Raw genomic sequence first — 12,959 nt, 5'->3', positions numbered from 1 at the left:
TCCGCGTTGTGCGCCGTCCGCGTTGTGCGCAGATCGTCCGCGCGCCCCGCTGCGGCTCATCCCTTCGGCCATCGTCCGTAGACCATCGGCGGACGGCGCGGTGGCGGGTCTCTTCCCAGACTGGGGCGGGACGACGACACGGGGAGGCGCGATGCGGGAGATCAGCCGGGCACGGTTCCTGGGGATGGCCGCGGCGGGGACGGCGGCGGCGGTGCTGCCCGCGGGGCGGGCCGGGGCGACGGCCGGCCGGCGTGGGCTGACCTGTCGGGGCGCGGTGTACGAGGTGGCGGACGGGGAGACACCCGGCACCGGGTGGAGCGCCCGGCGTATGCGCGGCGATGTGCGCGCCCTCGCGCACGACCTGCACGCCAACTCCGTGAAGGTCACCGGCGACGGTGTCGAACGGCTCGCCGCCACGGCCGCCGAGGCGGCGGAGCGGGGCCTGCACGTCTGGCTCGAACCGACCCTGGGCGACGTGCCCGAGCGGGACATCCTCGACCATCTCGCGGAGACGGGCCGGTGCGCGGAGCGGCTGCGGCGGCAGGGGGCCGGGGTGCACCTCAGCGTGGGGTGCGAGTTCATGCTGTACGTGCCCGGGATCGTGCCCGGCGCCAACGCCCAGGAGCGCGTCCAGAACCTCCTCGACGGCACCTTCGACCCCGTGACGACGGCGCGCCGCCTGCACCGCTTCACGGCGCGGGCGGCGGGCGTGGGCCGCTCCGTCTTCCGCGGGCGGCTGACGTACGCCGCCGCCCAGGACGAGGACGTCGACTGGGGGCTCTTCGATCTCGTCGGCATCGACTACTACGGGTTCTTCCGGCACCGGGACGCCTACGTCCGCGATCTCGCCCGGTACACCCGGTTCGGGAAGCCGGTCGCCGTCATGGAGTTCGGCTGCTGCACCTTCGAGGGCGCCCCGGAGCGCGGCGGCATGGGCTGGGACGTCGTCGACTACGGCAAGGAGCCGCCGGAGATCAAGGAGGGCATCGTCCGCAGCGAGCGCGCGCAGGCCGCGTATCTGACGGAGGTGCTGTCGGTGTTCGAGTCGATGGGCCTGTACTCGGCGATGGCGTACACCTTCGTCACCCCGGACGCCCCGCACCGCCCCCGCGACCCGCGCCACGACCTCGACACGGCGAGCTACTCCCTCGTCAAGACGGTCGAGGACCGGCGGCCCGGTGCTCCGGGGCCGGCCGGCCGGTACTGGGAGCCGAAGGAGTCCTTCCGCGCGCTGGCCCGGCAGTACGCGCGCCCCTGCCGCTGACGGTCCGTCCGGGGCGGGGGCCCGGCCGCCGGAGGAGCCTTCGCGCGTTGCCCTCGCGCTCCGCCCACAGGAGAGTGGGGCCATGGAGCGCATCGATCAGGCAGTCGACCCGGCACGGGCCCGCGCATGGCTCGCCACCGCCGTCGAGGAGGCCCGCGCGGGGCTCGCGGAGGGCGGTATCCCCATCGGCGCCGCGCTGTACGGCGCCGACGGCACCGTCCTCGGCCGCGGCCACAACCGGCGCGTCCAGGACGGCGACCCGTCCATGCACGCGGAGACCGCGGCCTTCCGTGCCGCCGGGCGGCAGCGGACCTACCGCGGTACGACCATGGTGACCACCCTCTCGCCGTGCTGGTACTGCAGCGGTCTGGTCCGCCAGTTCGGCATCTCCCGGGTCGTGATCGGGGAGGCCGGGACCTTCCACGGCGGCCACGACTGGCTGGCCGAGCACGGTGTGGAGATCGTCCGGCTGGACGATCCCGGGTGCGCGGCGATGATGCGCGACTTCGTCGCGGAGAACCCGGCCCTGTGGAACGAGGACATCGGTGAGTGAGGTGAGCGGTCCCCGCGCCGGCCGCCGGGCGGAGCCGCCGGCCCACCCCGGCATCCCGACCGTCGATCTGCGCCCGTGGCTGTCCGGCGACCGGGCGACCCGCGCGCGGATCGCCCGTACCGTCGACGACGCCCTGCGGACCGCCGGCTTCCTCCTCGTCACCGGCCACGGTGTCGACCCGTCCCTGCGCGCCCGGATCAGGGCGGCGGCGCGCGCCTTCTTCGTCCTGCCCGTGGAGACGAAACAGCCGTACGCCGCCCGGGTCGGCGGGCGGGGCTGGCTCGGTCCGGGCGCCGAGGCCAACGGGTACTCCGAGGGCACCGCGACCCCGCCCGACCTCAAGGAGTCGCTGACCTTCGCGACGCACGAGCCGTTCGAGGACCCGCGGACCAACGCGGAGTGGTACGCGCCCAACGTGTGGCCGGCGGAGGCCCCCGGGCTGCGGGAACTGTGTGAGGAGTACCTGGCCCGGATGGCCGAGCTGGAGAACCACCTGCTCGCCCTCCTCGGCGGGGCGCTGGGACTGGAGCCGGACTTCTTCACCCGCCACATGGACCACCCGACGTACGGCTTCAACATCAACTGGTATCCGGGGACGGAGGTCGTGGGCGCGCCCGAGCCGGGCCAGTTCCGGATCGGCCCGCACACCGACTTCGGCACCGTCACCCTCCTCGACCGGCAGGCGGGCAAGGGCGGGCTCCAGGTCTTCACGGACGAGGGCGGCTGGCGGGACGCGCCCTTCGATCCCGCGGCGTTCACCGTCAACATCGGTGATCTGATGGCCCGTTGGACGGGGGACCGGTGGCGTTCGGGACGGCACCGGGTACTGCCGCCGCCCGCGGACGCGCCCGCCGAGGAGCTGATGTCGCTGGTCTACTTCGGGGAGTGCACGCCGGGAACGGTGGTGGAGTCCGTGCCGGCCCCGGTGGGGCGCGTCGCGTACCCGCCGGTGGACTCCCACGCGTATCTGCGGGACAAGCTCGATTCGATCACTGTGGGCTAGCCGCCGGAACGGATGCGGACGAATTCCGTAACCAAACGGACATCACGCACCCTAGTCCGAAGCAACTCCCCCTTTTTACACTGGTATTGATACACCTCACAGCAGAACAGGCAGGACCGGACCGCGCCAGGGGGAGATGCGGTGCACAGAGGGCTGCACGGACGCGGGGCGTTGTTCGACACCGACCCGCCCGGTCTCGCTTCACGTCTCGTCGGGCTGCGCCCGTACCAGCTGCGCTCGACCCCGGTCGAACACCCGAAGGAACTGCCCTTCGTGGTGTTCACCGGCGGCCGGGGCCTGGGCAGGAGCGCGGTACTGCGCGAACTGCGGGACGCCTACCGCGGCCATACACCGGTCGCGCTCGTCGACGGCGAGGACCACCAGTTCACCGCTCCGCCGCCCGAGCGGCCCGCGGAGTCCTGGTCACCGGTCGGACAGGCGCTCACCACGATCGCCGAGCAGCTCGCCGAGCCGGTGACCGGCGCCGGGCGGATCGGCTTCCCGCGACTGGCCTCGGGGCTGCTCGCGGTGGCCGCCGGCGGCTGGAGCGACCGCGACGTGCCGCGCATCCGGCAGGAGGCCGAGCGCATCCTGCTCCTGAACGAGACGGGTTCACGCCTGTCGGGCTTCGCGGGCCGCTGGGTGAGCAAGGTCGTCGCCAAGCTCATCGCCTCGATGAGCAGCACGGGCCCGGTGGTGGAGCCGATCATCGAGGCGACCCTGGAGGCCTTCGCCGAGGGGATCGCCCCCACCCACCGCAGACTGCGCAGAGCCGCCACCTGGTACCGCGACTATCCGAACGCGGGTGGCAACGCCAAGCTCGGACTGATCCTGCTCTCCGCGCACTTCCGCGCCGGCGGCGACTCCCGCGCCCACGCCGAACGCCATCTCGTACGAGCCCTGCTGGCCGATCTCGACGACGCGTACGCGGGGGTCGTGCAACGCTCCCACCGGCTGGGCCGCCCGGTCGTGCTGATCGACAACGTGCGGGAGCCGGCCGGCCTCGGCCTGCTGGAACCCGTGCTCCGCGACCGTGCCGACGGCATCCCCGACCAGGTCGTCTTCTTCGCCGCGCTGCGCGGGGACACTCACCCGGCGCTGCGCAACGCGGGCCGGCGCGCCCTCCCCGAAGTCGTCCGGCACACCGGCTGGGAGCCCGGCACCTCGCCGTCCTCACGGGCGCTGCTCCTCTCGCTGCCGCCGCTGACCCCGGACGACACCCTGCACCTGCTCGGCGGCGCCGCGCAGGGCCTGGACGTGCCGCCGCACCTGCCGCACGCGGCCCACCGGCTGACCGGCGGCAGCCCGCTCGGCGTGACCCTGCTCGCGGAGTCCGCCCGGCAGAACCTGCCCCGCGCAGCCGCCTCGCTGGGCCCGCTGCTCACCGCGGACGTCGTCGTCCACGAGGACCGCGACGGCCGCCCCACGTATCTGGAACTGCTGGACCGGCTGGTGCCCGGCGGCCGGCTCGACGAGCTGACCGTGCTCGCCGCCGCCCACGACCGCGACTCGGCGTGCGCCCTCGCGCAGGCCCGGCTCCCGGACGACTTCGGCGCCTCGGGCGTCCTCGACCTGGAGGAGCGGCTCGCGCGGGAGGGCCTGCCCGCGGCCGCCGGGCAGTTCGTGGGCGATCCGTTCCTGCGCGCGCTGCTCCTGCTGCGCCTGCACCACGGCGACCCGGACCACGAGCGGTGGCGGGACGCGCACCGCACCCTCGTCGACCACTACGGCGACGAGGACCTGCCCGACCGGCACCGTTACCGGCTGCATCACGAACTCGCCCTGGGCAAGGCCGATCCGGCGGTGGCGCATCTGCGTGACACCTTCCCGCGCGCCGACCCCGGGAACTGGCTCGCGACCCTGCTGTTCATCGCGTCCGCGCCGTACTTCCACGCGCACGGCCCGGACGGCCGGGACGCCGACAGCCCCGCCGGCCACGACGACCGGGCGTCGATCGCGCTCGGCCGCACGGACGCGGCCCAGCGGCCGCCGGACAGCGTGGACGCCGTACTGCATCTGCGGGTACGACGGCTGCTGCACGCCGTGTGGCAGCTCACCGATCCGCTGGTGCTGCCGGACCCGAAGGTGGGCGACCGGCTCCGCTTCGAACTGGAGCAGCTGTCGAACCTGCGGCCCGCGGGCAACCCGCTGCTGTGGCGGGCGTCGCGGGAGTGGCCGTCGGACGCGCTGGCCGGACGCCCGCTGCGCGTCCCGGACGACGACGAGAACGGGACCGGGGGGTACTGATGACGGCGGACGGGGACCGATGATGGCGCGTTGGTGGCGGTGGCTGCGCGAGGACGTCTGGGAGATCCGCTTCCGCCGGTACGCGGCGCTGACGCTGGCCGCGGTCCTCGTGGGGCTCGGCGTCTGGGGCGGTATGACGGCCACCAAGGAGAATCGGTCCTGCGCCCCGGGCGTCGTCCAGCCCGAGGGCGGTCACGAGTGCGTGGGCGTCTCGTGGTCCACGTACGCCTTCGGCCGGCCGCAGTTCGCCGACACCGTACGGGCGATCCACCGGGAGAACGCCCGGCTGAAGGCGGGCGGTTACGTCACCGTGGCCCTGCTGGAGCCCTTCACCGCGACCGACGCCGACATCCTGGCCGACGTGCTGCACGAGCTCCAGGGCGCCTATCTGGCCCAGTACCAGGCCAACCACGACACCACCGGGCTGAAGCCGAAGATCCGCCTGGTGCTGGCCAACCCCGGGTCCACCGGCACGTACTGGCGGTACACGGTCGACCGGCTGGAGCGCATGACGAGGGGACCCGACCGGCTGCGGGCGGTGACCGGCGTCGGGCAGAGCACCGACAACAACAAGAAGGCGGTCGCGGCGCTGACCGCACGGGGGGTCCCGGTGATAGGGAGTTCGATCACCGCCGACGACCTCGCCAACGGACAGCGGGGCAAGGACCCGTTCCCCGGCCTCGCCCGCGTCTCCCCCACCAACACCGACGAGGCCCGCGCCCTCGCCTCGTTCGCCAAGGTCTCGGCCGTCAACGCCTTCCTGGTCTACGACCGGACGGGCGACCCGTACACGCGCACGCTCCAGGGGTCCTTCGAGAAGATGCTCAAGGGCTCGCGCTACGAGGCGCAGCCCTTCACACCGCCCGCCGACCGCAGCGAGGAGGGCAGCACCTCCAACGTCTTCGCGCAGATCACCAACATCCTGTGCAACACCCCGGCGGGTACCGACACCATCCTCTTCGCGGGGCGCCACACCCAGCTGCGCCAGTTCATCAACACGCTGGGCCAGCGCGGCTGCCACGACCGCCGGTTCACCGTGCTCACCGGCGACGAGGGTTCGTACCTCGCCGGCGACAAGGACCTCGACCCGGCCGCCCTCAAGGACCCGCTGCTGACCGTGCGGTACACGGCGCTCGCCCACCCGGACGCCTGGCTGAAGGACTCGGCGAGGACCGGGGGCGGCGCGGCGGACGCGAGGACGCTCCGGGCCCTGCTGGCCGACGCCGCGAAGGAGCCGGTCGGTCCGGTCGGCCCGATCGCCCTGGACGACGGCCAGCTGATCACCGCCTACGACGCCATGCGGCTCGCCGTGCGAGGCATCCGCGGGGCGTCACCGACCGGGCGGATCCCGGCCCTGGCGGACGTCGGGCTCCAGTGGCCGCAGGTCAAGGGCAGGGAGCTGCGGGTGAACGGGGCCGGCGGGTGGATCTGCCTGGACGCCCACGGCAATCCGTACGACAAGGCCGTACCGATCGTGCAGCTGACCCCCGAGTCCCGCGCCCGCTTCGTGAAGATCGCCTGGCCGGAGGGAGAACCGCCGGCGAAGGAGTGCCTGCCGCCGTCGTAGGCGGGCCCGGACGCCTGTCCCGCTAGGGCGTCAGCAGGGTCAGCAGCCGTTCGAAGCGGATCCGCCACGGTCCGGGCTCGTACTCGCCCTCGTACTCGTGGGTGAACCGGACGGTGGTGCGGGGGCCGGTGTCGTCCGGCGCCGCGGGCTCCAGGTGGAACCGGACCCGGCCCCGGCTCTCCATCGTGTACTCGGCGACCCGCTCGACGTCCCAGGCGGTGATCCGGCCGGCGCCCAGCCCGCGCAGGTCGACCGCCCCGCCGAGCCGCGGCTCGAACACCTCCGCCCGCGCCAGCCACCCCACGATTCCCTCGGGGGTGGCCATCGCCGCCCAGACCTTGTCCACAGGCTGGGGAAGACGCAGCAGCCAGTGCCGCACACGCGTGTCCCCCCGGGTCTCGACGGCTCCCTCTTCGATGGTTCCGGTCATGACACCAGCGTGGCCCGGGGCGGAGGGTTCCGCACCCGTGGTCACGGCGGTGGGGCCGTCAGACGCCGGCGTAGGAGTGCTTGCCGGAGACGAAGATGTTGACGCCGTAGTAGTTGAAGAGGAAACACGCGAAGGCGATCAGCGCGATGTACGCGGCCTTGCGACCCTTCCAGCCGGCCGTGGCCCGGGCGTGCAGGTAGCAGGCGTAGGCGACCCAGGTGATGAACGCCCAGGTCTCCTTCGGGTCCCAGCCCCAGTAGCGGCCCCACGCGTCGCCGGCCCAGATCGCGCCCGCGATGATCGTGAAGGTCCACAGCGGGAAGACGGCGGCGTTGACCCGGTAGGAGAACTTGTCGAGGGAGGCCGAGGAGGGCAGCCGCTCCATGACGGAGGTGGCGAAACGCCCCGGCCGGCCGCCGCCGGCCAGCTTGTTCTCGTAGGAGTCCTTGAAGAGGTACAGCAGGGTGCCGACCGCGCCCACGTAGAAGATCGCGCCGCAGAGGATGGCGGTCGAGACGTGGATGTAGAGCCAGTACGAGTGGAGTGCGGGGACCAACTGGTCGCTGGCGGTGTACAGCACGGTGACGGCGAGACCGAGGTCGAGCAGGACCGTGGTGACCAGCGGCAGACCCAGCCAGCGGATGTCCTTCCTCGCCAGCAGGAACGCCAGGTACACGGCCACGGCGACGGTCGAGAAGGTGATGCTGAACTCGTACATGTTGCCCCACGGCGCACGCTGCACCGACAGGGCGCGGGCCACCACGCCGGCCGTCTCGACGGCCCAGGCGACGACGGTGAGGGACACCGCGATACGGCCGTACAGGTCGCCCTGTTCGTCCCCGCCGTGCGCCCCGGGCCCGTCGGGCACGTTCCGGGCGCCGGCCGCGGACCGGGTGACGACCTGCGGCCGCTCCAGGACCGCGGTACCGCCCGCCGACTTCACGGTGACCGCGGGGGCCGCCGTCCCGGCGCCGGAGGTGAGCGCGGCCGCCGTACGGGCGACCTTGCTGCGGCTGCCGAAGATCCACTCGGCGATGTACGCGAAGAAGGCCAGGGTGTAGACGGCCATCGCGGAGTAGATCAGCGTGTTGCTGATGTTGGCGAGGTGTTCGTTGGTTGCGGTGGCGAGAGTCACTGCTTCTCAGCCCCTTCGGCGGCAGGTACGGCGTGAGGGTCGGGGTCGGTGGTGTCCGAATCGGCGTCCGGCTCGGCTTCCGGGTCCGTCCCGGCGTCGGGGTCCGTCCCCGCGTCGGGATCGTCGGTCTTGCTGGGTGCCTGTTCGTGCACGAGCGCGGCCAGGTCGCCGAGCTCCTCGGGAAGCTTCGCGGACTCGCTGCGGCCCAGGCCGGCCATCTCCACGACGGTCACGCCGTCGGCGCCCGTGGTGGCGCGCACCCAGACCCGGCGGCGCTGGATGAAGAGGGAACCGGCGAGACCGAAGATCGCCGTGAAGGCACCGGCGAGCGCCCAGTCACTGCCGGGCTGCTGGGTGACCTGGAAGTTCGCCCACTGCTTGATGCCCTTGTCGAAGGTGATCGAGCCGGCGCCGTCGGGCAGCTTCATGGTCTCGCCGGGCAGCAGACGCGCCTTGAGGATGTTGCCCTTCGCGTCCTTGAACTGCTTCATCTTGGACGTGTCGAGCTGGTACACGTTCTGCGGGATGCCCGCGTCGACCCCCAGGCTGCCGTGGTACCCGGACAGCGCGAGGACGGGGAAGTCGAGCGCGGGGAACTGCGAGAACATCGTGCCCTTGCCCGCACCCGCGAAGGTCGGCACGAAGAAGGCGGAGAAGCCCAGCTGTTCGGGCCGCCCCTGCCCGTTCCGGTAGCCGTCCATCACCTTGATCGCGCCCTGCGAGGTGACGTTCGAGTCGAGCGGCAGCATCGGCACGGCGTCGTGGAAGACGACCTCGCCCTTGCCGTTGCGGACCGTGACGACGGGCGCGTAGCCGTGGGCGGTGAGGTAGACCTTCGAGTCACCGACCTTCAGCGGCTCGTTGACCTTGACGAGGGTCTTCCGCTCCTTGCCGTAGGCGCCCACGCTGTAGGTGACGGCCGCCTGGTACGTCCGCGGGGTGCCCTTGTTGGGACCGGTCCGCTCGTAGGTGCCCGTGAACTTCCTCAGGTCGAAGCTGAACGGCGTGAGGTCGTCGCTGCCGAAGAGATTGCCCGACTTGAAGTCGTCGTACTGCGAGAGCGTGTTGGAGAAGCCGTCGCCCTCGACGATCAGCTTGTTGCCCTCGGACTTGAGCAGCTGGCCCCAGGCGAAGGCGACGAGCATCACGACGAGCGCGATGTGGAAGAGCAGGTTGCCGGTCTCGCGCAGGTAGCCCTTCTCGGCGGCGACGGCGTCCTTCTCCACGTGCGCCCGGAAGCGGCGCCGCCCGAGCACCTGGAGCGCGGCCGCGCGGACCTGCTCCGGTTCGGCGGCGGTGCGCCAGGTCGCGTACGCGGGCAGCCGGTCCAGCCGCTTCGGCGCGCCCGGCGGACGGCCGCGCAGCTGTCCGACGAACTGCCAGGTGCGGGGCACGATGCAGCCGATGAGCGAGACGAACAGCAGGATGTAGATCGCCGAGAACCACACCGAGCTGTAGACGTGGAAGAGTCCCAGCCGGTCGTAGAGCGGACCGAGGATCGAGTGCGCGTCCTTGAAGTCCGCCACCTTCTGCGCGTCGGTCCCGGACTGCGGGATCAGCGACCCGGGGATCGCGCCGAGCGACAGCAGGAAGAGCAGGATCAGCGCGACCCGCATGGAGGTCAGCTGCCGCCAGAACCAGCGCGCCCAGCCCACGGCCTCACGGCCGGTCCAGGCCAGCGCCCCGGCGGCTCCGGGCGCCCGCATCCCGCCGAACGAACCGGGCACGGCCGTGTCGACGGGCGCCGTGGACAGCTGGGATCCGGCCTCGCCGAGTTCGCCGTCGGCGCTCACCCCGATGTGCCGCTTGGCGGCCGCCGGTTCCGCCGTCCTACCGGTGCCGTCGTCGGTATCGGTGTCGGTCGTGCTCATCGATCAGATCCCTACCGTGAAGCCGTTGGACCACGTCTGCATCTGCTGCACCAGACTGTCCCAGGCACCCGTCAGCAGGAGCACACCGGTCACGATCATCATGGTGCCGCCGATGCGCATGACCCAGACGTAATGGCGCTTGACCCAGCCGAAGGCGCCGAGCGCCTTGCGGAAGGCGACCGCGGCGAGCACGAAGGGCACGCCGAGACCGAGGCAGTACGCGACGGTCAGTATGGCCCCGCGGCCCGCGCTCGCCTCGTTGGAGGAGAGCGCCAGCACGGAGGCGAGGGTCGGGCCGATGCAGGGCGTCCAGCCGATCCCGAACAGCGCGCCGAGGAGGGGCGCCCCGACCAGACCCGCCACCGGCCGCCGGTGGAAGCGGAACTCGCGCTGGGTCAGCCAGGGCATCATCCCCATGAAGAAGACGCCCATCAGGATCATGAGCACGCCGAGCACCTTGGACAGAGCGCCCTGCTGCTCGTACAGCGTCGACCCGAAGTACCCGAACAGTGCCCCGCCGGAGACGAACACGGCGGTGAAACCGAGCACGAACAGGCTGGCGCCCGCGACCATCCGCCCCCGTCTGGCCTCCGCCAGATCGGTACCGGTGACCCCGGTGACGTACGACAGATAGCCCGGTACGAGCGGCAGCACGCACGGCGAGAAGAAGGAGACGAGCCCGCCGAGCAGGGCGACGGGCACAGCGAGCAGCAGGGCTCCGCTGTAGACCGTCTCGTTGCGGCCCCCCACCTCGGCGAGGGTGGTCGTCAGGTGCGCGGACGTCGTGAGGTCGGCGGAGGCGGCGAGGAGGGACACGTCAGGTCACTTCTCCGCGATGATCGGGTCGAGCATCTCGCGCAGCTTGTCCTCGCTGAGCGCCTGCAGCGTCCGGGCCGCGACCTTCCCGTCCCGGTCGATGACGAGCGTGGAGGGAATGGTCTGCGGGTTGAGCGTGCCCTTCTTGAAGCGGAGCATCAGCTTGGCCGTCGGGTCGTACAGGCTGGGGTACGGGACCCCGTACTGCTTCTCGAACGCGCGGGCGAGCGAGGTCTCGGGGTCACGGGTGTTGATGCCGACGAACTGCACGCCCTTCGCCTCGGTGTCCTTGGCGACCTTGACGAAGTTCGGTGCCTCGGCCCGGCACGGCGGGCACCAGGAACCCCACATGTTCAGGACGACGACCTTGCCCTTGTAGTCCGCGACGTCGAGCTTCCTGCCGTCGACGGTCGCGCCGGAGAGGTCGGGGGCGTCGACCCGTGACCCCTTCGCGACGGTGGAGATGCCGTCCTTGCCCGCGACGAAGTTGGTCCTGCCCGATCCCCCGGAGGTCCCCCCGGATCCGCACGCGGACAGGACGAGCAGGGCCACGGCGGCCCCGGCGGTGACCAGGGCGGCACGGCTACGGGTGCGGTTCGAGCGTGGTTCGGCGCGACAGGCGGCACTCATGTGAAAAGTTTCGCATGCCCGTTTCGGGGATCTTCCGCACCCCCCTCGCGGGCGGAAAACACCATTTCAGGTGGCGCTCCCCGACGCGCCGGCCGAGGCCGTGGCGGTGGCGCCGCCGGCCCCCTTGCCGGTGTCGCCCAGAAACGTCTTCCAGCCGCCGTCCGGGCGCTGGCCCACGTCCAGGGTCTGCAGCTTGGCCACGATCTCCGGCGGCTGTACGTCCAGCCAGTCCACGAACTGCCGGAAGGAGACGAGCCGTACGTCCTCGCCCTTCTCCTTCTCCCGCGCGATGTACTTGAAGGCCTGCTCGACGGCGTCCATGTAGATGCCGCCGTTCCACTCCTCGAAGTGGTTGCCGATGAAGAAGGGCGCCCGGTTCGACTCGTACGCCCGCCGGAATCCGGCGATGTAGGCCTCGGCCGCCTGCTTGCGCCAGCCCGGGTAGTTGTACGACGGCGCCTTCGTCGAGTTGACCGACTGGTTGGCGAGCATGTTGTAGTCCATGGAGAGGACTTCGAAGCTGTGGCCCGGGAACGGGACGGCCTGGAGCGGGAGATCCCACACGCCCTGGTTCTTCTGCGGCCAGCGCTGGCGTCCGCCGGGCGAGGAGGCGTCGTAGCGCCAGCCGAGTTCCTTGGCGGTGGGCAGCAGGTTGTTCTGCCCGAGCAGACACGGGGTCCGGCCGCCTATGAGTTCCTTGTCGTAGTCGAACGGCAGCGAGGGCAGATCGCTCCAGCCCGTGTTGGTCCGCCACTCCTTGACGAAGGACTTGGCCTGGTCTATCTCGCTGCGCCACTGGGTCGGCGTCCAGTTGGCGACGGTGCCGTGGCCGGAGCAGAAGTGGCCGTTGAAGTGCGTGCCGATCTCGTGGCCGTCGAGCCAGGCCTGCCGGACGCCGCCGAGGGTCGCCTTGACGTGCTCGTCGGTGAGGTACCCGATGTCCGAGGCGCCGCGGGGGTTGTTCGGCGGCAGGTAGAGGCGCTTCTTCGACTCGGGCAGCAGATAGAGCCCGGAGAGGAAGAAGGTCATGTGCGCGTCGTGCTCCTCGGCGAGCCGCAGGAACCGCGAGAAGAGCCCGGTCCCGACCTCCCCCGCGCCGTCCCAGGAGAAGATCACGAACTGCGGAGGGGTCTCGCCGGCCTCCAGGGGCACGGGGGCCTTGGGCTGCTTCGGCTGCTTGCCGGTGAAGGAGGTGGAGCCGTCGCCTATCGGGCGCGCGGTGGGCTTGGGGGTGCCGGACCGGGACGGCTGACCGGACTTGCCGGGCCGTGAACCGTTCTTGCCGCTCGAAGCGTCGTGTTCCGCGGTGCCGCACGCCGCGAGTCCGAGCGCCGCCGCGGCGCCCGCCCCGAGGCCGATCATTCCCCTGCGGCTGATGTCCCGCATGCGGTCCCCATCTCCTTCGCGCCCTCTCAGCTGTTTCTCAGCAGACACATAATGAGA

General features: G+C 71.7%; 11 protein-coding genes. 5 read left to right on the top strand and 6 right to left on the bottom strand.

The features are described 5' to 3' along the window. The first annotated feature begins 151 nt into the window (after window positions 1-151). From ACFV2J_RS33620 to ACFV2J_RS33600, 5 genes are all read left to right on the top strand, one after another. A complete protein-coding gene (locus ACFV2J_RS33620; protein ID WP_385442212.1) occupies window positions 152-1,264 on the top strand; it encodes an abortive phage infection protein in 1,113 nt (370 codons plus the stop codon). Window positions 1,265-1,346: 82 nt separating this feature from the next. After that, window positions 1,347-1,817: a nucleoside deaminase gene (locus ACFV2J_RS33615; protein ID WP_385083598.1), complete on the top strand. Its 471-nt coding sequence runs from the start codon at window positions 1,347-1,349 to the stop codon at window positions 1,815-1,817. After that, on the top strand, window positions 1,810-2,820 hold the full coding sequence (locus ACFV2J_RS33610; RefSeq protein ID WP_385083599.1) for an isopenicillin N synthase family dioxygenase: 1,011 nt from the start codon (window positions 1,810-1,812) through the stop codon (window positions 2,818-2,820). The genes ACFV2J_RS33615 and ACFV2J_RS33610 overlap by 8 nt, the downstream gene beginning before the upstream one ends. Before the next feature lie 141 nt (window positions 2,821-2,961). Further along, the gene (locus ACFV2J_RS33605) at window positions 2,962-5,067 is read left to right on the top strand and encodes a hypothetical protein (RefSeq protein ID WP_385083600.1); all 2,106 of its coding nucleotides are present in this window, start codon (window positions 2,962-2,964) and stop codon (window positions 5,065-5,067) included. A 22-nt stretch (window positions 5,068-5,089) separates the two neighbouring features. Then, window positions 5,090-6,634 (top strand): ABC transporter substrate-binding protein, encoded by a 1,545-nt coding sequence (locus ACFV2J_RS33600; protein WP_385083611.1) that lies wholly within the window; start codon window positions 5,090-5,092, stop codon window positions 6,632-6,634. A gap of 22 nt (window positions 6,635-6,656) precedes the next feature. Here ACFV2J_RS33600 and ACFV2J_RS33595 read toward each other — a convergent pair whose 3' ends face one another. The 6 genes from ACFV2J_RS33595 to ACFV2J_RS33570 form a co-directional block, all read right to left on the bottom strand. Continuing rightward, window positions 6,657-7,064 carry a hypothetical protein gene (locus tag ACFV2J_RS33595; RefSeq protein WP_385083601.1) on the bottom strand — a complete coding sequence of 136 codons (408 nt, stop codon included), beginning with the start codon at window positions 7,062-7,064 and terminating at the stop codon, window positions 6,657-6,659. A gap of 58 nt (window positions 7,065-7,122) precedes the next feature. Further along, window positions 7,123-8,199, bottom strand: a complete 1,077-nt coding sequence (gene ccsB / locus ACFV2J_RS33590; RefSeq protein ID WP_385083602.1) for a c-type cytochrome biogenesis protein CcsB — start codon at window positions 8,197-8,199, stop codon at window positions 7,123-7,125. Then, window positions 8,196-10,070 (bottom strand): cytochrome c biogenesis protein ResB, encoded by a 1,875-nt coding sequence (locus tag ACFV2J_RS33585; RefSeq protein WP_385083603.1) that lies wholly within the window; start codon window positions 10,068-10,070, stop codon window positions 8,196-8,198. Before ACFV2J_RS33585 ends, ccsB begins: the two co-directional genes overlap by 4 nt. A gap of 3 nt (window positions 10,071-10,073) precedes the next feature. Beyond that, the gene (locus ACFV2J_RS33580) at window positions 10,074-10,841 is read right to left on the bottom strand and encodes a cytochrome c biogenesis CcdA family protein (RefSeq protein ID WP_385083612.1); all 768 of its coding nucleotides are present in this window, start codon (window positions 10,839-10,841) and stop codon (window positions 10,074-10,076) included. 51 nt (window positions 10,842-10,892) lie between these two features. Further along, window positions 10,893-11,516: a TlpA family protein disulfide reductase gene (locus tag ACFV2J_RS33575; protein ID WP_385083604.1), complete on the bottom strand. Its 624-nt coding sequence runs from the start codon at window positions 11,514-11,516 to the stop codon at window positions 10,893-10,895. Between the two features lie 66 nt (window positions 11,517-11,582). Next, window positions 11,583-12,902 carry a hypothetical protein gene (locus ACFV2J_RS33570; RefSeq protein ID WP_385083605.1) on the bottom strand — a complete coding sequence of 440 codons (1,320 nt, stop codon included), beginning with the start codon at window positions 12,900-12,902 and terminating at the stop codon, window positions 11,583-11,585. Window positions 12,903-12,959 lie beyond the last annotated feature (57 nt).

The organism is Streptomyces sp. NPDC059668 (assembly GCF_042734135.1).
Classification (GTDB): domain Bacteria; phylum Actinomycetota; class Actinomycetes; order Streptomycetales; family Streptomycetaceae; genus Streptomyces.
The sequence above is the reverse complement of the archived record's forward strand: the minus strand, read 5'-3'. Positions and strand labels throughout refer to the sequence as shown.